Origin of the sequence: Xanthomonas translucens pv. undulosa (genome assembly GCF_017301775.1) — a bacterium.
Taxonomy (GTDB): Bacteria; Pseudomonadota; Gammaproteobacteria; order Xanthomonadales; family Xanthomonadaceae; genus Xanthomonas_A; species Xanthomonas_A translucens.
Genome location: NZ_CP063993.1, coordinates 1,331,818 through 1,353,514 on the forward strand (window position 1 = coordinate 1,331,818; position 21,697 = coordinate 1,353,514).

Below are 21,697 nucleotides of genomic sequence, written 5' to 3' on the forward strand. Positions count from 1 at the left end.
ACACCTCATGCGTTGCAATTGCAACGCATGATGGCAGGTGGGCGCTGTGACTTCAACTTTGCCGCTGCCCTCGGCAAGCGACGCGGGCCTTCCAACCCGCGCGCACCAACCGCCCGCCCTCGTACCCAAATTGGGTAGGTTTCTACCCAATTTGGGTATTTGCACACCCTATCGCCGTCGCCTCCTGCGGCGAAACACGCTTATCACCAAAGCCAGCTGCACTCGACCAACCGCCACTCACCCTCACCCCTTCCGCCCCGCCAACCACGCCTTGATCTGCGGCACCCGCTGCGCACGCAGCTTCGCGCTGGTCCGGATAGCGGCGATGGCGACGTCGGCATCGCGGCGCGAGGTCGGAGCAAGGTAGCGATCGGCATACGCCTGGATCTTGTCGACCATCTTCAGGTCGTCCGAATGCATGCCCAGGTAAGGGTAGTAGCGGGCGCGCGAGCCAGTGCTCACCAGGGTATCCACGCGTTCGCGATGGGCCACGGCGAAATCGAAGGCCAGGTCCGGGTGATCATATGACGCCAACGAGATCATGGTGGCGCTGTTGGTCGCCCCGGGTTCGTCGGTCAGCGCCATGTCCAGGGCGCGCTGCGCGAGCGTGGCGTCCTTGGCGATGGCCAGCAGCTGGAAGTCCTGATCGCGGATCATCGAGGAGGTTTCCTTCTGTGCCATCCGGTGCAAGGTGTCCCACGTGGCGGCGTCGGCACTGTACGCGACGATGTTGAGCACGGTGTTGCGCAGTTCCGGCGACAGCGTCTTGGAATCGGCCTGGAAGGCGGCGAAGCGGCGTCGCGCTTCGGCGATCACCTCGGCATCTCCCAGGGTGCCGAGCGTGCCGATCAGGCGCGCGCGTAGTTGCTTGACCTGGGCCGAGTCGCCATCGCGCTCGTCCCAGCCCAGCGTGGCCAATTCCGGCGCCAGCCGCGACACCGCGTAGCGGCGCCAGGCGGCCTGGCCCTTCGGGTCGGCCTTAAACAGGGCGTCGATGCCGAAGTAGACGCCGGACACCGTGGTCCACAGGTCGGACGCTGCGCCCACCGGCACCTTGCCTGCCAGGTCGAGCAGATCCGCCTGCGGTTGCAGGCCCACGTCTGCCAGCGCGCCGGTGTCCAGCATCACGCCAAGCTGGTCCACCATCGGCAGCGTGGCGAAACCGGCGGCCAGCGCCTTGAATTGCGCGGGTGCGTAGAGCGTGCGGTAGTAGCCCTTCTGCCCGGCGTTGACCAGCACGGGTGCGGCGCAGCCGGGCAGCCGCAACTGCGCGCTGCCGTCCACCAGCACGCGCTCCTCGCGCTCGCCGCTGCGCACCGCCACCGGCACGTGCCAGCGCAACGGTTGCTTGTCGGGGCGGTCGAGCGTGTATTCGCCCTGCTCCAGGCGCACGACGGTGGTGCCAGCGTTGCAACTGGAGTCGACCTTGATCAGCGGCACGCCAGGCTGCAGGGTGAAGTCGTGCGCCACCTGCTGGAAGTGCTTGCCCGGTGCGGCGGCGTCGATTTCCCGCCACAGGTCGCCGGTGACCGCGTTGCCGTAGGCGCGCTTCTTGATGTAGCGGCGCACGCCGTCGCGCCATGCGTCGGCGCCGACGTAGTCCTCGAGCATGCCGATCACCGCCGAGCCCTTCTGGTAGGTGATGCCGTCGAAGGCCTGGCTGGCCTGTTCGACGGTGTCCACCTTCTGCACCACCGGGTGGGTGGTGGCGTAGGCGTCTCCGCCCATGGCGGCGCGGCTGACGTGGGCCGGGCCGGTCTTGTCGATATCCCATTCCGGGTGCAGCTTGGCGGTGGTGCGACCTTCCAGCCAGGTGGCGAAGCCTTCGTTGAGCCACAGGTCGTCCCACCAGGCCATGGTCACCAGGTCGCCGAACCATTGGTGCGCGATCTCGTGCGCGGCCGTGGTGAACACGCGCTGCCGATCGGTCACGTCCGACACGGCCGGGTCCAGCAGCAACGAATGTTCGAAGGTGAAGATGGCGCCCCAGTTCTCCATGGCGCTGAAGAACTGGCTGCCGCCCGGCGCGGCGATGTTGTCCAGCTTTGGCAGCGGATAGCGCACGCCGAAGTAGTCGTTGTATTCGCGCAGCACGTCGCGGCCGGACTCCAGCGCGAAGTGCGCCTGGTCGGCCTTGCCCTGCGGGGCGATCACGCCGATCTCGGTGCCGTTGTCGCCCTTGAGCGCGGTGCGCTGGAAATCGCCCACGCCCAGGAACAGCAGGTAGGTGGACATCTTCGGCGTGGTCTGGAACGCGACGCGCTTGAGGCCATGGCCGAGGTCGGTGGTGGCGGCCACGGGCATGTTGCCGACCACCATCTGCGCGGCCGGTGCATTCACCGTCAGGTCGAAGGTGGCCTTGAAGTCGGGTTCGTCCCAGGACGGCAGGAAGCGGCGCGCGTCGGAGTTCTCGAACTGCGTGTACAGCGCGCGTTGCTGGCCGTGCGCGGTGGCGTAGTCCAGCGCGAACAGGCCGTTGGCCTGGGTGTTGATGACGCCGCTGTAGTCGATGGACAGCACGTAGCTGCCCGGCGCCAGCGGCTGGGCGAACACGAAGCTGGCGGTCTGCGCGTCGGCGTCGCTGGCGACCTTGGCCACCAGCGCCGCCTTGGACTTGCCGCCGGTCACGGTGCTACGGCCGAAGCGCAGGGCGGCCGCCTGCAGCACGATGCGGTCGGTGGCCTGCAGCACGTCGAGCTCGATGCGGACCTTGCCGTCGAACGTCATCTTGTCGGCGTGCGGGGTGATCTCCAGCGCGTAATGGCGCGGCCTTGCGGTGCGCGGCAGTTGCGTGGTGACCACGGCGGCGACGCCGGGTGCAGGACTGTCCGGCTGAGCGAACGTGCACGGCGAGACGCTGGCTAAGGCCAGGGCGATAGCGGTCGTCAGGATCTGGCGCATGAGGGCTTTTCGAAGGGGACGGCGCAGGATACAGACGGCGTGGCGCATTCGGCGCGGCCGCCTGGAATGCGGACAGCGGACGATCAGGTCGGGCCGACAGGCCCCCGCCTTGCCGAGCCGATGGCAGCGGCCAGGTCATGCCAGTTGCCGGAGTTGCGCCTCGCTGGGAAAGTCGCGCGCGCGAAAGCGCGGCGGATAGAAGTCGGGTTCCTGCTCCATCAAATCGGCAACAACGGCCACGGCCGTGTCCCACTGGACGAACACCACGTCCGCATCGCCGTCCTGCTTTGGCGTGACGAAGGCGATGCGCTCGACCCTGGGCAGCGAGGTGTCCATGCCGCGGGTCCAGGTGACCACCGAAAACTGCCGACCACTGCCGTCGTTTTCCTCGAACACGTGGTAGGAGGCGACGAAAATGTCGTCCTGGTTCGCGGCGTGGATCTTTTCCAGGAATTCCTTTTGCACGGAATAGGTGGAGGCCTCCATCACCCGCCGCAGATCGGCCTGCCGGCGCCGGTGTTCCGGCTGCGGCAGCGCGAACGGGACGATCCGGCGCGCGTCGTAGGCGAACACCAGCGAGGAGATGCAGCGGCCGTGCGCGGCCGCTTCCAGGCTCAGTTCCAGCATACCGGCCATCGCGGTTTCGTCGCGGTCGCCCACCACCAGCAGGCAATCGCGCGTGGGCAGCTTGAACACCGGCCGCCCTTTCACCGGGACGCGCTGCAGCACGTCGGGCAGCAGCACGCGGCTGGTGTCGTAGGCATCCTGCCATGCGCCCTTGAAGATACCTGCGGCAACCTCGACGAAGCGCTCCGGCGTGGCGTCGCGCAGGTTGTCGTGGGCGATGGCCAGGGCTTGCTCGAAGGTGATGCCCCACGCTTCTTTCGGCCCCTGGGTCAGGGTCGAGGTCGAATCGGGGCGGTCGATCGCCAGCAACTCGACGCAGTCCTCGGCAATCTCGCGCCAGACGACCGCGAAGGGCGCATCCCAGCCATGCTCGCGCACGTGCTCCAGGCGCATTTCCTCGAGCATGCCGCGATGGCGAATCACCGGCATCGGCGTCGGCCGTACCTGCTCGAATGTTCGGGTCTCGTGGTCTTCGTTATGACCTTCGACGCATGCGGCGGCATAGCTGCGCAGCACCTCGGCGCGGCCGTGGCGATCGGCCGTGGTGTAGGCGTGGTAGGCGTTGTGCAGGTTGATGATGCGCCCGCGCTGGTCGGCAAAGCGGAATTCGTCGGGCAGGTAGGTCAACGCGTCCCGATAGCCGCGCACGCAGCGCATCGAGGAACAGCTTGGCGAACGCATCCGCACTGGGCTTGCGATTGAACAGCTTGTCGAACAGTGCTGCGAACATCAGCGGTCTTCCTTGGTGGTTGGCGCGGGTGTCCGCGCCTCGGTTTCCTGCATCGCGTGCATAGCCCGCCGCTCGCTGTACGCGAATCGCCAGCACGACCACCGTATCGGTCACATCCACATAGCGATACAACGCCACGTCACCGCGCGAACCGCGGCCCATCACCAGTTCGCGGCTGTCTCCATGGACCGGTCGGCCGATCAACGGATTGCCTGCCAGCATGTCGAACGCGCTGACGATCTCCTCGGCTCTCTGAAAGCTCAAAAGCGCGAATGTTCTGGGAGTGAAGGAATGGGATCCCGTCCTCGTCGTATCGCTCCGCCATCGCCAACCCTGATCCGCCTGCAAAGCGAGTGAAGCTTCGCGACTCAACGAAAAAGCCCCGCAGTGCGGGGCTTTTTCTTACGACCTGCGCTCAACTCACGCGAACGGATCCTGCAGCACCATCGTGTGGTCGCGGTCCGGGCCGGTGGAGACGATCGAGATCGGGCAGCCGGCCAGTTCCTCCAGCGCGCGCAGGTAGGCGCGGGCGGCGGCGGGCAGCCTGTCCCACTCGGTGATGCCGTGGGTGTTCTCGGTCCAGCCGGGGAACTCCAGGTACACGGGGGTGCACTCTTCCCAGCCCTGCGCGTCCAGCGGGGCGTATTCGGTGCGCTTGCCGCGGTATTCGTAGGCGATGCAGATCTTCAGCTTCTCCATGCCGTCGAGCACATCGAGCTTGGTGATGCACAGGCCGGAGATGCCGTTGATGGCGACGGCGCGCTTGAGCGCGACGATGTCCATCCAGCCGCAGCGGCGCGGGCGGCCGGTGGAGGCGCCGTACTCGGCGCCGCGGTCGCGGATGCCCTGGCCCACTTCGTCGTCCAGTTCAGTCGGGAACGGGCCGCCGCCGACGCGGGTGGCGTAGGCCTTGGCGATGCCGAGCACGTAGTCGATGGCATCGGCGCCGACGCCGGTGCCGGCCAGCGCGCCGCCGACGGTGGTGTTGGAACTGGTGACGTACGGATAGGTGCCGTGGTCGATGTCCAGCAGCGCGCCCTGCGCGCCTTCGAACAGCACGCGCTTGCCCTGCTTGCGCAGCTCGTGGAGGATGCCGGCCACGTCGTACTTCATCGGTTGCACGTAGTCGCCGAAGGCCAGGGCTTCGTCGAAGGTCTTCTGAAAATCGACCGCGTCCACGCCCAGGTACTTGGTCAGCACGAAGTTGTGGTAGTCCAGTGCGGTGCGCAGCAGCTCTTCCAGTTGCGGCGGGTAATGCAGGTCGGCGATGCGGATGCCGCGGCGCGCCACCTTGTCTTCGTAGGCCGGGCCGATGCCGCGGCCGGTGGTGCCGATGGCCTTGCCGCCGGCGGCCTTCTCGCGGGCCTGATCCAGGGCGATGTGGTACGGCATGATCAGCGGCGCGGCCGGGGAGATCTTCAGGCGCGAACGCACTTCCACGCCCGCGTCCTCCAGCTCGCTGATTTCCTTGATCAAGGCGGCCGGGGAGATCACCACGCCGTTGCCGATCAGGCACAACGCGTCTTCGCGCAGGATGCCGGACGGTATCAGGTGCAGCACGGTCTTCTTGCCGTTGATGACCAGGGTGTGGCCGGCGTTGTGGCCGCCCTGGAAGCGCACGACGGCGCCGATTTCCTCGGTGAGCAGATCGACGATCTTGCCTTTGCCTTCATCGCCCCACTGGGCGCCGAGCACGACAACTGACTGACCCATGGCTGGGTAACTCCTGGTTTGCTGCGCGGCCATCGGGGCCGCACGGATGTGGTGGCCATGCACGGGTCTTGCCGGCGCCGGTACGGCCGCTCCATCGGGGAGCGTCCAGGCGGCGGCAGGCCCCTACACGGAAAAAGCCGATCGAGGCGCTCGTGTGGAGCGGGCCCGGCCGGCTTTTGTGCATTATCCGGGTTTTGGGTGACGCTCACCACCCCCTCGGCCGCTGCGTTCAGTGGCGCGACCGGCGTGGATGCCGCAGCGGCCGCCGCTCAGGCGCGGACCCACCACAGCGCCGCCAGCCCCACCGCCAGGGCCACGCCACCGGTCGCACGCAGTTGCGCGGCCGGCATGGCCAGCATCTGCTGCGCCAGCCGCTTCCAGGCCTCCGGCGCAACCAGCAGCACCAGCCCTTCGAAGACGATCATCAGGCACAGCGCGGCGATCAGGTCGTGCATGGGGGTCTCGGGCAAGGGGGGGATGGGTTGAGCCGCGTCAGCCTGGAGCGGCCTTGGATCATCTGCAGGAGCGGCTTCAGCCGCAGGCACCTTCGGCAAGTTCCTGTCGCGGCTGAAGCCGCTCCTACAGTGGGGAGCTCGCTCTTACGAGTCCCCAGTCCCGAGTCCCGCCCCCCTCAGCGCTCGCTCTTGAGGTACTGCAAAAACGGATCGTTCTTGTCCAGCACGATCACCGCGTTGCCGTCGGCCATCGCGCCGCGATAGGCCTCCAGGCTGCGGTAGAACGCGTAGAACGACGGGTCGGCGGAGCCGGCCTTGCCGTAGATGCTGGCGGCCTGCGCATCGCCTTCGCCGCGCAGCTTCTGCGCGTCGCGCTCGGCCTCGGCGACCAGCACGGTGCTTTCGCGGTCGGCCTGGGCACGGATGGTCAGGGCCTGTTCCTCGCCCTCGGCACGCAGCTTGCTGGCTTCCTGCTTGCGCTGCGCGCGCATGCGCTCATACACGTCGGTGATCACCTGGCTGTCGGTCGGCAGGTCGATCTGCTTGATGCGCAGGTCGGTGATCTGCATGCCCAGGGTCTTGCCGGCGGCATTGATCGCGCTCAGCTGCTGCGCGATCAGTTCGCTGCGGTCGCCGGACACCAGCTGCTGCAAGGTGCGCGCGTTGATCTGGTTGCGCAGCGAATCGATGATGATCGGCGCCAGCCGTGCGTTGGCCACCTTCTCGTCGCCGCCGGTGGCGCGGTAGAAGGCACGCACGTCGGAGATGTAGCCGATGGCGAAGAAGTCGACGCTGACGTCCTTCTGCTCGGCGGTGAAGTAGCGCGCCGGCGGCGTGTCCAGCACCTGGAAGCGGCGATCGAACACGCGCGAGGTCTCATACGGCAACTTGAAATGCAGGCCAGGCTTGATGTCGGCGCGGGCCACGCGGCCCAGGTTCAACACCATCGCGGTCTGGTCTTCGCGCACCACGAACACCGAGCTGAACAGCACGATCAGCGCCGCGACCGCGACGCCCGCCCACAGGGAAATTCTCATGGCTGTACCTCCTCACGGCCGTTCGGGCGCGGCGTGCGCTCCGGACTGCGGATACTCTCGGCCGGGCTGCTGGACAGCGACGGCATCAGGACCTCCTGCGGCAGCGTCGGCATGCCGACGCCGGACGCGGGCGCCGCAGCGCCGGCACCCTTGCCCGCATCGGCCGGCATCGGCACGTAGATCAGCTGGCGGCCGTCGCCGCCGATGACCTTGCGGTTCTCCGACAGCACCTTCTGCACCGTCTCCAGCCACAGCCGCTTGCGGGTGACCTCCGGCGCGCTCTGGTACTGCTGCTGCAGCAGGGTGAAGCGCTCGGCATCGCCTTGCGCGCGGGCGATCGACGCTTCCTTGTAGCCCTCGGCGACGGTACGGGTACGCGCGGCCTGACCGCGGGCTTCCGGCACCATCTTGGCGGCATAGGCCTGGGCCTCGTTGATCAGCCGTTCCTTGACCTGCTGCGCGCCGTTGACCTCGTCGAAGGCCGGCTTCACTTCTTCCGGCGGGCGCGCGTCGGGCAGGGTCAGCCCGGTCACGATCAGGCCGGTGCGGTAGGCGCTGAGCGCTGCCTGCAGGCGGTCGCGCGCGGCGGTGGCCATCGGCCCGCGGTTGTTCAACACCACGTTGAGGTCGGCGCGGCCGACCTGTTCGCGCACCGCGCTCTGCGCGGCCTGCTCCAGCACCTGGTCGGCGTTGCGCGAGCCGAACACATACATGCGCGGGTCGTCGATGCGGTACTGCACGTTGAGCGAGACGCTGACGATATTCTCGTCGCGGGTCAGCACCGGCACCTGGTTGCTGAAGGTCTTGATCTCCGTGGCGTTGACCTTGCGCACCGATTCGATCGGCCACGGCAGCTTGAAGTTCGGCCCCGGCTGCAGGATCCGCGAGAACTGGCCGAAGCGCAGCACCACGCCGCGCTGCTGCTCGCCGATCAGCTGGAAGCTGCTGAACAGCAACAACAGCACCACCGCCGCCAGCACCCAGCGGCCGATGTTGGCGCCGTCGCCGCCGAACAGGTCCTTCAACGGACCCGGCAGCCCGCCCCACTTGCCGCCGCCATTGCCGCCACGAGGCTTCCAGGGATTGCGCCCGTGATTGTCCGAGCCATCTCCGCCCTTGCCGCCGGGTGTATTCCAGGCCATGCATGCTCCAAGAAGGTAGGTGGCGGCGCGTCGGTGCGCGCCGGTCACCGTAAGTGAGTCGCCGATTCTACAAGATGGGGCAGATCCGACGTTTCGAAAGGGTATCTTGGTGCATTCCTTCGTGCCGACCAAGGTGTTCGCGATGTCGCTCCCCGCCCGCTTCCCTGCTTTCCGCATCCATCAGGACGATGCCGGCTACCGCGCCGCAGTCGAGCCGGTGGGGCTGGATCAGCTGAGCCCGGGTGAGGTGGTGATCCGCGGCGCCTGGTCGTCGGTGAACTTCAAGGACGCGCTGGCCGGCACCGGACAGGGCAAGATCCTGCGCCGTTTCCCGTTGGTGGGCGGCATCGACGTGGCCGGGCATGTGGTGGCCTCCAGCGATCCGGGATGCAAGGAGGGCGATGCGGTGCTGGTCACCGGCTGCGGCCTCAGCGAGACCCGCGACGGCGGCTACAGCCAGTACGCGCGACTGGAGGCCAAGTGGGTGGTGCCGCTGCCGGCCGGGCTGAGCTTGCGCGAGAGCATGGTGCTGGGCACCGCCGGCTTCACCGCGGCGCTGGCGCTGCTGCGCCTGCTCGACAACCGGCAGACCCCGGAACACGGCCCGCTGTGCGTGACCGGCGCCACCGGCGGGGTCGGCTCGCTGGCGATCGACCTGTTCAGCCGCGCCGGCTTCGAGGTGCATGCGGTCAGCGGCAAGGCCGACCGCGCCAAGCACCTGAAGGCGCTGGGCGCCAGTCAGGTGCTGGGCCGCGACGCGCTGCAGACCAGGCGCCCTTTGGAGTCGGTGTGCTTCGGCGGCGGCCTGGACAACGTCGGCGGCGCGATGCTGACCAGCCTGCTGGCGCAGACGGCGCCGTACGGTAACGTCGCCAGCGCCGGGCTGGCGGCGACCCCGGAGCTGGACATGACGGTGATGCCGTTCATCCTGCGCGGCGTGTCGCTGCTGGGGATCGGCTCGGCCGGCACCGCCCGCGACCTGCGCGACCGGATCTGGCAGCACCTGGGCAGCGACTGGAAACCGCGCCACCTGGACGCGATCTGCACCCGCGAGGTGGAGCTGTCCGGCCTGCCCGCGGTGTTCGCGACGATGCTCGCCGGACAATCGTTCGGACGCACCGTGGTGCGGCTGGATCCGGCGGCGTAGACGCCCCCGGGTGGGTGTGATGCGCACCGCTTTCCGGGTGCGCGCCGCTGCCACTACACTCGTGCTTCCAAGGGGGAAACACATGGCACGCATCCTGATCGTCGACGATTCGCCGTCGCAGTTGCTCGGCATCCAGCGCATCGTCGAAAAGCTGGGCCACGAAACGCTCACCGCCACCGACGGCGCGGCCGGCGTGGAAGCGGCCAAGGCGGCGTTGCCGGACCTGGTGCTGATGGACGTGGTGATGCCCAACCTCAACGGCTTCCAGGCCACCCGCACCCTGCGCCGCGAACCGAGCACGCAGCACATCCCGGTGATCCTGGTCACCACCAAGGACCAGGACACCGACCGCATGTGGGGCATGCGCCAGGGCGCGCGCGCCTACATCACCAAGCCGTTTTCCGAGGACGAGCTGTCCGAGGTGATCGAGCGTGTGTTCAGTGGGGAGGATGGGCAGAAGGGGTGAGACGGACTCGGGACTCGGGACTCGGGACTCGGGACTCGGGACTCGGGACTCGGGACTCGGGACTCGGGACTCGGGACTCGGGACTCGGGACTCGGGACGGCAGAATGATGTCCCGGGGCATCTCCATGTCAAGCGATTTGATGCAAAAAGGACCGATTTTTTCAAAAAAACGGCTTTTTTTGCAGCTCCGGCGCAGCCGCTTTTTTGTAGGAGGGGCTTCAGCCCCGACGCGTTACCGGTAAGGCGTCGGGGCTGAAGCCCCTCCTACAAAAAAGCAGAAATGCGCCGAACTTGCGAAAGTCCCGAGTCCCGCGTCCCGCCCCTCAGACCACCTCACCGAACGCCTTGGCCAACCCCCGATACGCCTTGCGCTGCGCCTCGGTTTCCGGCGCCGGCGCCAGCACTTCCAGTTCCACGATCTGGTCGCCCGCCGGGGTGCCCGGCAGGCCGCGGCCGCGCAGGCGCAGCTTGCGCCCGGCATCGGACTCCGGCGGGATCTTCAGTTCCACCGCACCGCCCAGGGTCGGCACGCTGATGCTGGTGCCCAACGCCGCCTGCCACGGCGTCACCGGCAGGGTGTAGAGGATGTTGAGCCCGTCCACCTCGAACTGCGGGTGCGCGGCGTATTCGATCTCCAGCAGCAGGTTGCTGCCGCCATTGCCCTGCCCGCTCAGCCGGATCACCTGGCCGGGGCGCACGCCCTTGGGTACGCGCACGTCCAGCTGGCGGCCATTGATGGTGATGCGCACGCTGTCGCCGCTGTACACCGCCTCCAGCGGTACCGCCAGCTTGGCGCGGGTGTCGCCGCGCGGCGCCGGTCCCGCGCCCGGGCCGGGACCGGGACCGGCGCCGCCCTGGCGCGCGCGCTGCTGACGCGCGAACAGGCTCTCGAAGAAATCGCTGAAGCCGCCGCCGGCGCCGCCGTTGCCGAACACTTCCTCGAAGTCGTAGCCCTGCGCGCCGCCGTAGTTGGGCGGAGCCTGGAACTCTTCGCCGGGCCGATAGCCCTGCGCGCGCAGCTGGTCGTAGGCGGCGCGCTTGGGCGGATCGCGCAGCGCCTCGTAGGCCTCGTTGATGGCCTTGAACTTGTCCTCGGCGCCGGCCTCCTTGCTGACGTCGGGATGGTATTTGCGCGCCAGCCGCCGATAGGCAGTTTTGATCTCGGCGTCGCCCGCGCTGGGCTCCACGCCCAGGGTCGCGTAGTAATCCTTGAATTCCATCCATCACCTCAAAAAGAGTCGGCCCGCCGCCTTGCGGCAACGGGCCGGTTGCATGCTGCGCACCATCGCCCGGCCATTCTACTGGCCGGCCGCGAAGGCGCGGCGACGCCGCGGCGTCGCCAGCGCGTGCGTGCGCTTACTGCACGATCGTGGCCCCGGTGTCGACCTGGATCCGGCGCGGCGTGCTCGCCGGGCGCTTGGGGATGCGCACTTCCAGCACGCCATGGTAGCCGGTGGCGGAAATGTTGTCGGGATCGGCGCTGTCCGGCAGCGCGAAGCGGCGGTGGAAGCTGCCGTAGCGGCGCTCGATGCGCGAGAAGCGCTCGCTGTCGGCGGCGGTCTCGTTCTTGCGCTCGCCCCTGATCGACAGGATGCCCTTGTCCATCGACACCTCGATCTCGGATGGGTCGATGCCGGGCAGGTCGGCGTACAGCACGAAACGCTCGGCCTCTTCCTTGATGTCAACGCGCGGCACCCACTGCGCGGTGACGACGGCCGACTCGTCGGTGCCGCCATTGGGGTCGAAGAAGCGGTCGAACACCTGCTTGATCTCGTTCTGGAAGGCGGCCTGGGCCGGCAACGGACGATAACGGACGATGCTCATCTCGTAGTCTCCTGCAACGTGAATGGGATGAACCCTGACGGGTGGTTCGCGGCGCCGGGCCAGGCCCGCCGCCATGCCTGCCAGATAGGAACCGGCCCGCGCTTTTCAAGGGCCTTGACGCTGCCTTCCCATTCCGATTTCTAGACTCGATTCATCCAAGGAGCCCGACATGCCCATCCAGCCCGGCGAACGCATTCCCGAAGTGGTCCTGCAACGCATCCGCGAGGGCGTGGAACAGGTGGACACGCGCAACCTGTTCGACGGCCGTAACGCGCTGCTGTTCGCGGTACCCGGCGCGTTCACCCCGACCTGTTCGGAGAAGCACCTGCCCGGCTACGTTGAGCACTTCGAGGAATTCCGCAAGCGTGGCATCGAGGTGTACTGCATGGCGGTCAACGACCCGTTCGTGATGCAGGCCTGGGGCACCAGCCAGCTGGTCCCCGACGGCCTGCAGATGCTGTCCGACGGCAACGGCGAACTGGCCAAGGCGCTGGGCCTGGAAATGGACGCCAGCAGCTACGGCATGGGCGTGCGTGCGCGGCGCTTCGCGCTGTACGCCGAGGACGGCGTGGTGCGTGCGCTGTTCGTCGAGGCGCCGGGCGAATTCAAGGTCTCCGCCGCCGACTACGTGCTGCAACACCTTCCCGACTGATCTCCTTTCACCCATCACACAGGAACCGGCCAGCCATGTCCAACACGCCAGCCAACGACGCCAAGCCGCTGCAGCACACCGCCGGCCTCACCGATACCGCCACGCTGCGCGCCAACGCGCGCCAGAGCATCGAAGACGGCGCGATCACCAAGAGCTACAGCGCCGACCGCGAGGCGGTAATCAAGCTGCTCAACGATGCGCTCGCCACCGAATACGTGTGCGTGCTGCGTTACTACCGCCACTACTTCATGGCCTCGGGCATGCTCGCCGACGCGATCAAGGGCGAGTTCCTGGAGCACGCGCAGCAGGAGCAGGAGCATGCGCACAAGCTGGCCGAGCGCATCGTGCAGCTGGGCGGCGAGCCGGACCTCAATCCCGACACCCTGACCGCGCGTTCGCACGCCGAGTACAAGGAAGGCGAAGACCTGCGCGACATGGTCAAGGAGAACCTGATCGCCGAGCGCATCGCCATCGACAGCTATCGCGAGATGATCCATTTCGTCGGCGACAAGGACACCACCACCAAGCGCATCCTGGAGCAGATCCTGGCCCAGGAAGAAGAGCATGCCGACGAGTTTTCCGACCTGCTGGAAGGGTGGATCGGGAAGTAGGTCTGCGGATCGCGCGCATGCACATCCAGCGCCCGGCACCTGCCGGGCGCTTTTTTTTGTGGCAAGCGCGGCGGGGTTCGCCGGTAAAGCCCGCCCCTCCTGTAGGAGCAACTTCAGCCGCGACAGGTACCTTCGGTAAGTTCATGTCGCGGCTGAAGCCGCTCCTACAGCAATCATGAAATTCCCCACTGCCGAAGCAATACCCTGTCGGGCGCACTCAATGCAACACCCGGAACCGCACCTGCGTCCAGGCGCCATTGCTGGCCAGCGCAGTCAGGGTATGGTCGCCGGCATCGGCGAAATCGCGCTGGAAGTTGCGCGCGCCCTCGGTGCGCGCGATCCAGCGCCCATCCAGCAGCCAGTCCACCGGCGCGGTGGTGCCGAGCGCGCGCACCTGCAGGCGCACGCTGGGGCTGCCCGGCGCGCGCGCCAGCGTGGCGAGGTCGTTGAGGCCTTCGATGCGCAGCACGTCGTTGCCGCCGTGGCCATCGTCGCGGCAGTCCGGCGCCAGTGCGGGCAGTTGTCCGGCCTGGCGTTCGCTGGCGTGCAGCCATGGGGTCAGCAGCGCCGGCCAGCGCGCGAGTTCGCGCTGCACCGGCGTGTGCGGACGCGCGCAATCGGGCGACAGGCGCAGGCCGCTGCGCGCGTCCACCTGCACCGTGTCGCGGCCGGCGCTCCATAGCCGCGCGTCGCGCTCGGCGAAGGTCGGCGGCACCGCGCCGTCCAGCGCGTAGGCGGAGAAGCGCCGCTGGCACAGCGCGGGCGGGGTCTGTTCGGCGGCGATGCCCAGTGGCCAGCACACGTCCAGCTGTTGCACGTTGCCCGGCATCGGCCGCGGCGCGTTGTCGCCGCGCGCGCGGCAGGCTGTCGATAGTCTCGAACATCAGCGGCAGCGCGGTCACCGCGCCGTACTGGCCAGGCAACGGGGTGCCGTCCGGGCGCCCGACCCACACGCCGACCGTGTAGCGGCGGGTGCTACCGATCGCCCAGGCATCGCGGTAGCCGTAGCTGGTGCCGGTCTTCCATGCCACCCGCGGGCGCGTGCCGACGTCGAAGGTGCCGATGCCGTAGCCGGGGCGCGGATTGGCCTGGAGAATCTCGCGCACGATCCACGCCGCGCCGGGCGACATCAGCCGCCGGTCGATGATCTTATCGGTGGCGGTGTAGCGCACATGCCCGGCGATGCCGTCGCGGTTCAGCGCGGCGAAGGCGCCGACCAGCTGTTCCAGCTGCGCGCCGGTGCCACCGAGGATCAAGGCCAGATTCGGGGTGCTGCCGCGCGGAAACTTCAGGCCGATGCCGGCATTGTTCAGGCGTGCGGCGAAACGCGCCGGCCCGACCCGATCGAGCAGGTCCACCGCCGGCACGTTCAGCGACAGGCGCAAGGCGCTGGCGGCGCCGACCGGGCCGTTGAAGGCTTCATCGAAGTTGCCCGGACGGTAGTCGCCAAAGCTCTGCGGCGCATCCACCAGCAGGCTTTCGGAATGGATCATGCCGTCGTCCAGGGCCATGCCATACAGGAACGGCTTGAGCGTGGAGCCGGGCGAGCGCCAGGCCTGAACCATGTCCACGTCGCCGAGCCGCTTGCGGTCGCCGAACGTCACCGAGCCGATGTAGGCGCGCGCCTGCAGGTCGCGGTTGTCCACCACGAGCAACGCCGCGGAGGTGCGCTCGGGCAGCTGCGAGAAATACGCGCTGACCCGATCCTCCAGGGTGCGCTGCAGGTCGGCGTCGAGGGTGGAGACGATGTGCGCGGCGCGCGGCGATTGCCGGCGCAGGCGTTCGGCCAGCAGCGCAGCATGCATCGGCGCCTGCAGCGAGCGCGCCACCACAGGCTCGATGCGCGCGTCGTCGACCTGCGCGCGTGGCCACACGTGCAGTTCGACCATGCGCTCGAGCACCTTGTCGCGCGCGGCGCGCGCGGCTTGCGGATGCCGGTCCGGACGCAGCCGGCTCGGTGCCTGCGGCAGCACCGCCAGCAGCGCCGCTTCGGCCTGCGACAGGCGCGCGGCCGGTTTCCCCAGGTAGGCCCAGCTCGCCGCGTCCACGCCCTCGATGGTGCCGCCGTAGGGCGCGCGCTCCAGGTACAGCTGCAGGATCTGGCGCTTGCTCAGGTGCGCTTCCAGCTGCAGTGCGCGCAGCAGCTGCTGCAGCTTGCCCAGCGGCGTGCGCGTGCTGACCTCGTCCGGCATCAGGATCCGCGCCACCTGCATGGTCAGGGTGGAACCGCCGGACACGATGCGGCGCGAAAACAGCCACTGCTTGCCGGCGCGCAGCAGCGCCCACGGATTGACCCCGGGGTGGTGCCAGAACCAGCGGTCCTCGTAGTTCAGCAGCGCCTGCAGGTACAGCGGCGACACGCTCTGCGGCGTGGCCGGGTAGCGCCACACGCCGTTGCCGTCGGCGAAGGCGCGCAGCGGGGTGCCGTCGGCGGCGACCACCAGGGTGGAGGTATCGCGCGATTTCGGCAGCGGCAGCGGGAATGCAAGGTCCAGCAGCAACAGCGTGGCCAGCAGCGCCGCGGTGCCCCAGCGCAGCAGGCGCCATGGCAGGCGGCCCCAAGGCGGCCGCGACAGCAGGCGCTTCCAGCGCCAGGTGCGCCGCGCGGGAAGCGTGGCAGCGGATACGTCCTGTGGCATGCGGGCTCCCGTTGGAAGCGGTTATTTTGCCTGTTGCGACCGCATCGGCGCATCCGCGCTGCGCACACTCACCGGCGGTGCTGCCCGCCTAGCCGCTGCGCAGTCGTTTGGTTGGTCGCTGCAAACCCCATCGCCACGCGCGGCAGGGGCATGGCAGCAACCACTGCCCGGCAGCCGGCGGACCTCAGCTGGAACGCCGTGCCGGCCCCACTGATCCACACAAGCGCAGCAGCGACGATCAGCGGCAAGACGAGCAGGCGCAGCTCGGTCTTTGTTGCTGTTTCCGATGCCTGGTGCCCTTCGCGAAACTACACAGGAATTCTGAATTTCCGAACATTGAGACATGTGACGCACTATCGTAGTGCCCGCCAAAAAACCTGCCAACGAGACCGGCCATGGGAAACTGCTATTCGGGCACCTCCAGAAGGCACAGCGGCAGGTACGCCGCGAGCTACTCACCTTACCCGGAGTACGCGTCTCCGTCGCCTTCGACGGAACATTTGTCGGCGTCGCCTCCGCTGATGGAGCCAGCGGCGCCGGAAGGCCTGGACCGTGCCCCACGCAAGGTGTCGCACCATCGCCTGGATCGCGAAGGCGAGTGCCTGACCATGGTGTCGGCCGATGCCTATCAGGCGGCGCGACGGCGTAAGCACACTGCGATCAAAGACCGGGAGCCTACGGCGTTTCCCTGCATTCTGGTCGGCGATGCCGATGCTGATGCTGATGCTGATGCTGATGCTGATGCCGAACAGCCTGGCACGATCGAGATCGACAGCTCCACCGTTGTGAAAGTGGCGGGCTTCAACTACCTGGTCCGCAACGACGCCAGCACCAGCCACCTCTACAGCACGGGAACAAGCAAGCGCAACACGCCGGTTGTGACCGATGATATGGGTTCGTGCATCGCTGTCGCCTGCGCTGCGGAAAAGATCGACCGCCGCACTGGCGCTTGCCTGCCAGGGGCGAAGGCGCGCGTTTTTCATCTGCTTCCGTTCGCACGGCAGGAGATGGCGCCGGAGGTGATGGCGTCGCTGCAGCGCTATGTGGAGAGGACGCAGCAGCAAGGCTTGACGCTGCGGGTCGCCATGCATGGCGGCGAACGTGATAACGCCGCTTCGATAGCCACGGTAAAACAGCTGCGCACGCTATTCCAGGAAGCACACATCCCGGTGGAATTCGATCAAACCTGCGAAAAACGCACAGACAACACGCCATTAGGCGCCGTCATCCTGGAAGATCATTCGGTGCAGTTCTTCACGCATATCGTGGCCTGATGCGTAGCGCAGTGTGGCAGCTTGCGGGCAACCATGCGGATGGGCCGAACCACCAAGGCTGCATGAAAAAAGCAGAAAACGCGAGGGCCGAAACCGGCAAGTGGCACCGGCAACACCGCAGGACACTTGCTGGCTAGCGGCTAGCCGCGCCGACGACGCCACAAGCAACGGCACGGCGACGTCGCGGTCCGCATGGCGTTGCACGACAACACGTGCGCATCGCCCCGGTCTGGCGCGATCGCCGAATCCGCAAGCGGAAAACGGCGATCGATACGCACAGGTGCGTGGCGAACCGCGCGCTCAGCGCTTCTCGAGCGAGGCGCGGTAGCGCAGCAGGGCTTCGGGTTCGTCGGTCTGGAACGCGCCGATGCCGGCGCGGTGCAGACGCCCCCACACCGCATCCGGATCGCGCAGCGCATCGGCGTCGCCGCCGTAGCCGGCGATGAAACCTTCCCACAGCGTGTTGACCAGCAGCCGCACGTGCTGCTTGCTGGCCAGCGCGGCTATCGGCGGCAGTTGCTCGGCGCGCATCCGTGGCAGTTCGATCGCCACCGGACGCACCTTGCCGCCGGTCTGGGTGCGCACGGTCTGCAGCAGGTCGTCGCTGCCCGGCGGATTGAGCAGCACCGGGGTAAAGTTCACCTGATCGAACGGCGGCAGCGACGCCAGCGGCTGGCTGTGCACGCCGACCTCGGTCTTGAGCACCACCTGGCGCTGCATGCCCGCGCGCCGCACTGCGTCGGCCACCTCGGCGTAGATCGGCGCCTTGACGTCGAGATTGAGCATGATCCGGCCCTTGGCCGCGGCCAGCATCTGCTCCAGGGTCACCGGATGCTGGTCGGTGAGCGGCGCATCGGCGCCGCCCTCGTCATCGCGCAGGCGCAACCGCGACAGCTGCGCCCAGGTCATCTCGGCCACCTTGCCACTGCCATCGGTGGTGCGTTCGACGGTAGCGTCGTGGAACATCACCAGGGTGCCATCGGCGGCGCGGCGGATGTCGGTTTCCAGCATGTCCACGCCCAGCGCCACGCAGCGCTCCAGGCCGGACAGCGAGTTCTCCGGCGCGTGGCCGGAGAAACCATGCTCGGGCGCCGGATTGTGGCAGCCGCGATGGGCGACGACGAAGATGCCGCCGGCGGGATCGGCCAGGCGCGCCTGGCTGGCGGCACTGCCGGCGGGGGCTGCAGCGGCGGGACCGGCGAGGGCGCTGCCCAGCAACAACAGAGGCAACAGGGAAGATTTCATGGCAGTGGCAATCCGGAGGTGCGAAAGCTTCAAAGGGAAGGTGTGAAACGGATGCCGAACCAGTACGTGGTCGGCACCGAGTAAGTGTCCTTCAGCAGGTTCTCGCCCGGCCCGGTCACGCTGGTGATACGGCTGTGGGTCACATTGCTGACCTGGCCGACCACGCTGACCTGCTTGTTGATCGCATAGGTCGCCGACAGATCCAGCTGCGAGCGCGGCGCCCAGTACAGGTCCTGCCAGTCGATGTTGCTGACGATGGCGCGCAGCGCCTTGCCCTGGCGGTTGTAGGCAGCGCGCAGTTCCAGCCCGCCGATGTTGTAGAACAGCGAGGCGTTGGCGGTGTAGCCGGGCTGGCCGACCAGGCGATCGACGCTGCGCTCGCGCTGGCTCACGTTCGGCGCGCTGCCGACGCTGTACGGCACGTCCATGCCGCCGTCGAGCAAGGCCAGGTTGGCGCTGGCGCCCAGCCCGGACAGCGCCGGCACGCCGGGCAGCAAGGTATTGAGCACCGCACTCAGTTCCAGGCCGCGGATATGCGCATTGGAGGCATTGGCCGGGGTGCTGATCAGCACATTCGAATAGGTGGTGCCGTTGTAGCTGAACTGGTCGGTGCGCGACAGGGTGAAGATCTCGTCCTGGATGCGCTTGTTGAACACCGCCGCGGCCAGCATGCCGTCGAAATCGTCCGGCAGGCGCCATTCCAGCGACAGGTCCAGGTTGGTCGATACGCGCGGCTTGATGTCCGGATTGCCCACGGTCACGGTCACGCCCTGCGCATTGGGGTTGCCCATATCGGTGGTGTTGACGAAGCCGATCGAGGTGCGCGCGGCGTAGGCGTCGTACGGCGGGCGGCCGAGCGTGCGGCTGGCGCCGGCGCGCAGGTCGAGGCGGTCGCTGAGGTGGTAGGTCATGATCGCCGACGGCAGCAGGTTGGCGTAGTGCGAATCGGTCGGCGCATCGACGTAGACGTACTTGCCGCTGGCCGTATCCAGCTGGCGCTGGCGGCCGATGGTGGACTGGTCGGTGTTGTCGTAGTGCAGGCCGGCCTCCACGTTGAATGCCTCGGCACGGTAGCTGACCAGGCCGTAGGCGCCGAAGATATTTTCGGTGTGGCTGAAGTTGTCCTGGTTGCTGAAGGCCGACTGGTCGGTGCTGTTGAACGCGCTGCGCGGCGTGGACTGCAGCACACGCCGCGCCTTGTTCGGATCGATGGTGATCAGGTTCAGGCCGAGATAGCGCAGCGGCGCGTTCGACGGCGCCAGCACGTCGGCGATGTTCAACGCCGGCGCGCTGCTGTTGGGCTGGTATTCGTCGCGGTAGATGTTGAACGACGGCTTGTCGGTGGTGTACGACAGGCCGGCGCCGAAGCCCAGGCCGAGGTCCTGCTCGCCCTGGTTGAAGCCGTAGTCCAGGCGCCCGGTGAGGATGCGGTCGCGCGCGCTGCGCTTGTAGTCGGGGCGCCAGTACAACAGGCTGTAGTTGTCGTAGTCGTAGTACGCCTGGGGCGCCACCGGGAAGCGCTGGTTCAGCGCCGAGGTGTCGTAGTTGAAGGCGTAGTTGGCGGTGGGATTGACGCTGACGCCGGCGCCGGTCTGGCCGACCGGGACCGGCGCCGGGCGCGACGCGCCGGTGACGTACTTGAACATCTGGATCGGTTCGTCGTAGGTCGCATCCGACCACGAGCCGCGCGCGGACAGCACTTGGTGATCGTCCGGCCGCCATTCCATGCCGGCCTGGCCGAGCTTGGTGCGGGTGGTGGTGACCTGGTTGGAATAGCCGACCTCGATGTCGCCGGCCGGGTAACTGCCGGAGGTCGCGGTCTGGTTGGCGACGCGGGTGCGGTTGCGCGGATCGATCAGCAGTTCGTTGCGCTGCATGTCGTCCTTGAAATAGTAGTAGCCCGCGGTGACGTAGGCCTGCAGGTCGGCGCTGGGGTGCGCCTCGAACTTGCCGGTCAGGCCGTAGCGGTCGCGCTTGTCCATCACGTACCAGTACTTGTCCTGCTGCGGCACCGCCCAGCCGTTGCCGAGGTTGCTGCCGCTCTGCAGCACGCCGTTGCCGTCGTAGAACCCGTAGTGCACCGTGTCGGTGGTCATATGGGTTTCGGTGTAGCTGCTCAGCGTCTGGTAGTTGCCCGACAGGGTCAGGCCGTACTGCCGGTCGCTGCCGAAAGTGGTGCTGCCGGTGGCGCCGAGGCGGTAGCCGGGGTCGTCCTGGTCGCGCGGCTTGCCGACGTCGTTGGCATGGCCCAGCGAGGCTTCGCTGGTGAAGAACGGCTTGCCGCCGTTCTCGAACGCGCTGCGCGTGCGCAGGTTGATCGCACCGCCGGTGGCGTTGGGATCGAGATCCGGAGTGAAGGTCTTGACCACCTGCAACTCGCTGACCATCGAGGCCGGCAGGATGTCCAGGCGCACGCCGCGGGTGATCGAGCCGAGCGTGCCGTTCGGCGTGCCCGGCGAGGCCACGGTCAGGCCGTCGATGGTGACGTTGTTGTAGGACGGGCCGAGGCCGCGCAGCACCGGCGTGGCAGCCTCGTCGCGCGGATGTTCGTTGTCGGTCGCCGGCAGCACCGACAGGCCGGGGATGCGGCGCAGCGCTTCGACGATGGTGGTGTCCGGCAGCGCGCGCACGTCGGTGGAACTGATCACGTCGGTGATGTTGGTCGCCGCGCGCTTGCTCTCGATCGCCGCGGCATTGGCCTTGCGCACGCCGGTGACGACCACGCTGTCCAGGGTCTTGGGCGCGCCGGCGTCGCCGGCAACGGCGGCCGAGGCGGCGCCGGCATCGGTATCGCCGGTGTCCGCAGGTGCTGCAGGCGCCGGCATCGGCTTGGCCGCCTGCTGCGCAAGGGCGGCCTGGCAACTGGCAGCGAGCATGCAGACCAGCAAGGCGCGCTGGTGGCGGGAGTGGCGGCGAGGCAAATGCGTCATTTCATGATCCCTGGAAAAACTTCAAAAATGAAATTAATAACTTAAAAGTAGTTAATTTTATCCAGCGGTCCATGACAAACCCATGTCAGTGCGTGGGAGCTATGCGCGACGCCGCGTTCACTCCAAGTCCGGCATTGACGACCGCGTTTGCAGCAGCGGGGGCGATGCGCCGCTGCGCTGCCCAGGCACGGCGATGGCCGGCGCCACAGCGAGACGGCCGCTGCTGTCTGGTCATCGAACCGCCACGGCGGACCGTGCGTCCGCCCCCTAAAGACGTTAGGGCCGCAAGGGCCCTATCGTTCCA

At 67.7% G+C, this 21,697-nt stretch carries 14 protein-coding genes and 2 pseudogenes; 5 read left to right on the plus strand and 11 right to left on the minus strand.

Annotation, left to right across the window (positions count from 1 at the left end):
* Positions 1-243: 243 nt before the first annotated feature.
* The 6 genes and pseudogenes from ISN38_RS05475 to hflK all read right to left on the minus strand — a co-directional run bounded on the left by ISN38_RS05475 (position 244) and on the right by hflK (position 8,605).
* The gene (locus ISN38_RS05475; RefSeq protein ID WP_058362404.1) at positions 244-2,901 is read right to left on the minus strand and encodes a M1 family metallopeptidase; all 2,658 of its coding nucleotides are present in this window, start codon (positions 2,899-2,901) and stop codon (positions 244-246) included.
* Positions 2,902-3,036: 135 nt separating this feature from the next.
* Positions 3,037-4,258: pseudogene (locus tag ISN38_RS05480) on the minus strand (DUF1444 domain-containing protein).
* Between the two features lie 420 nt (positions 4,259-4,678).
* A complete protein-coding gene (locus tag ISN38_RS05485; protein ID WP_003467534.1) occupies positions 4,679-5,971 on the minus strand; it encodes an adenylosuccinate synthase in 1,293 nt (430 codons plus the stop codon).
* Between the two features lie 269 nt (positions 5,972-6,240).
* On the minus strand, positions 6,241-6,426 hold the full coding sequence (locus tag ISN38_RS05490) for a DUF2065 domain-containing protein (protein WP_003467537.1): 186 nt from the start codon (positions 6,424-6,426) through the stop codon (positions 6,241-6,243).
* Positions 6,427-6,602: 176 nt separating this feature from the next.
* On the minus strand, positions 6,603-7,463 hold the full coding sequence (gene hflC, locus ISN38_RS05495; protein ID WP_003467539.1) for a protease modulator HflC: 861 nt from the start codon (positions 7,461-7,463) through the stop codon (positions 6,603-6,605).
* Positions 7,460-8,605 (minus strand): FtsH protease activity modulator HflK, encoded by a 1,146-nt coding sequence (hflK, locus tag ISN38_RS05500; protein ID WP_003467541.1) that lies wholly within the window; start codon positions 8,603-8,605, stop codon positions 7,460-7,462. Before hflK ends, hflC begins: the two co-directional genes overlap by 4 nt.
* Positions 8,606-8,747: 142 nt before the next feature.
* On the opposite strand from hflK, the gene ISN38_RS05505 reads away from it, so the two are divergent.
* Positions 8,748-9,752, plus strand: coding sequence for an acrylyl-CoA reductase family protein (locus ISN38_RS05505; protein WP_206712201.1), 1,005 nt, complete (start codon positions 8,748-8,750; stop codon positions 9,750-9,752).
* 82 nt (positions 9,753-9,834) lie between these two features.
* Entirely contained in the window at positions 9,835-10,218 is a 384-nt protein-coding gene (gene pilH / locus ISN38_RS05510; protein WP_003467543.1) for a twitching motility response regulator PilH, read from the plus strand.
* Positions 10,219-10,541: 323 nt separating this feature from the next.
* Here pilH and ISN38_RS05515 read toward each other — a convergent pair whose 3' ends face one another.
* Positions 10,542-11,438, minus strand: a complete 897-nt coding sequence (locus ISN38_RS05515; RefSeq protein ID WP_003468863.1) for a DnaJ C-terminal domain-containing protein — start codon at positions 11,436-11,438, stop codon at positions 10,542-10,544.
* 136 nt (positions 11,439-11,574) lie between these two features.
* Positions 11,575-12,042 (minus strand): Hsp20/alpha crystallin family protein, encoded by a 468-nt coding sequence (locus ISN38_RS05520; RefSeq protein WP_003468862.1) that lies wholly within the window; start codon positions 12,040-12,042, stop codon positions 11,575-11,577.
* A gap of 169 nt (positions 12,043-12,211) precedes the next feature.
* Between ISN38_RS05520 and ISN38_RS05525 the strand changes: the two genes are divergently transcribed.
* Complete coding sequence (locus ISN38_RS05525; protein ID WP_003468860.1) at positions 12,212-12,694, plus strand: peroxiredoxin; 483 nt, start codon at positions 12,212-12,214, stop codon at positions 12,692-12,694.
* Between the two features lie 35 nt (positions 12,695-12,729).
* Positions 12,730-13,305, plus strand: coding sequence for a ferritin-like domain-containing protein (locus ISN38_RS05530; protein ID WP_058361639.1), 576 nt, complete (start codon positions 12,730-12,732; stop codon positions 13,303-13,305).
* A 217-nt stretch (positions 13,306-13,522) separates the two neighbouring features.
* On the opposite strand, the pseudogene pbpC reads toward ISN38_RS05530, so the two are convergent.
* A pseudogene (gene pbpC / locus ISN38_RS05535) lies at positions 13,523-15,944 on the minus strand (penicillin-binding protein 1C).
* Between the two features lie 608 nt (positions 15,945-16,552).
* Between pbpC and xopAF the strand changes: the two are divergent.
* Positions 16,553-17,218, plus strand: a complete 666-nt coding sequence (xopAF, locus tag ISN38_RS05540; protein WP_038237762.1) for a XopAF/AvrXv3 family type III secretion system effector — start codon at positions 16,553-16,555, stop codon at positions 17,216-17,218.
* Positions 17,219-17,518: 300 nt separating this feature from the next.
* Here the strand turns inward: xopAF and ISN38_RS05545 are convergent, their stop codons facing one another.
* Both ISN38_RS05545 and ISN38_RS05550 read right to left on the minus strand, forming a co-directional pair.
* On the minus strand, positions 17,519-18,463 hold the full coding sequence (locus ISN38_RS05545; protein WP_003468853.1) for a glycerophosphodiester phosphodiesterase family protein: 945 nt from the start codon (positions 18,461-18,463) through the stop codon (positions 17,519-17,521).
* A 29-nt stretch (positions 18,464-18,492) separates the two neighbouring features.
* Positions 18,493-21,393, minus strand: a complete 2,901-nt coding sequence (locus ISN38_RS05550; RefSeq protein ID WP_058361638.1) for a TonB-dependent receptor — start codon at positions 21,391-21,393, stop codon at positions 18,493-18,495.
* Between the last annotated feature and the right edge of the window lie 304 nt (positions 21,394-21,697).

Bases quoted from the DNA above. Each gene is read 5' to 3' on its own strand.
- ISN38_RS05475 (WP_058362404.1), bottom strand. From the start codon at position 2,901: ATGCGCCAGATCCTGACGACCGCTATCGCCCTGGCCTTAGCCAGCGTC.
- ISN38_RS05485 (WP_003467534.1), bottom strand. From the start codon at position 5,971: ATGGGTCAGTCAGTTGTCGTGCTCGGCGCCCAGTGGGGCGATGAAGGC.
- ISN38_RS05490 (WP_003467537.1), bottom strand. From the start codon at position 6,426: ATGCACGACCTGATCGCCGCGCTGTGCCTGATGATCGTCTTCGAAGGG.
- hflC (WP_003467539.1), bottom strand. From the start codon at position 7,463: ATGAGAATTTCCCTGTGGGCGGGCGTCGCGGTCGCGGCGCTGATCGTG.
- hflK (WP_003467541.1), bottom strand. From the start codon at position 8,605: ATGGCCTGGAATACACCCGGCGGCAAGGGCGGAGATGGCTCGGACAAT.
- ISN38_RS05505 (WP_206712201.1), top strand. From the start codon at position 8,748: ATGTCGCTCCCCGCCCGCTTCCCTGCTTTCCGCATCCATCAGGACGAT.
- pilH (WP_003467543.1), top strand. From the start codon at position 9,835: ATGGCACGCATCCTGATCGTCGACGATTCGCCGTCGCAGTTGCTCGGC.
- ISN38_RS05515 (WP_003468863.1), bottom strand. From the start codon at position 11,438: ATGGAATTCAAGGATTACTACGCGACCCTGGGCGTGGAGCCCAGCGCG.
- ISN38_RS05520 (WP_003468862.1), bottom strand. From the start codon at position 12,042: ATGAGCATCGTCCGTTATCGTCCGTTGCCGGCCCAGGCCGCCTTCCAG.
- ISN38_RS05525 (WP_003468860.1), top strand. From the start codon at position 12,212: ATGCCCATCCAGCCCGGCGAACGCATTCCCGAAGTGGTCCTGCAACGC.
- ISN38_RS05530 (WP_058361639.1), top strand. From the start codon at position 12,730: ATGTCCAACACGCCAGCCAACGACGCCAAGCCGCTGCAGCACACCGCC.
- xopAF (WP_038237762.1), top strand. From the start codon at position 16,553: ATGGTGTCGGCCGATGCCTATCAGGCGGCGCGACGGCGTAAGCACACT.
- ISN38_RS05545 (WP_003468853.1), bottom strand. From the start codon at position 18,463: ATGAAATCTTCCCTGTTGCCTCTGTTGTTGCTGGGCAGCGCCCTCGCC.
- ISN38_RS05550 (WP_058361638.1), bottom strand. From the start codon at position 21,393: ATGACGCATTTGCCTCGCCGCCACTCCCGCCACCAGCGCGCCTTGCTG.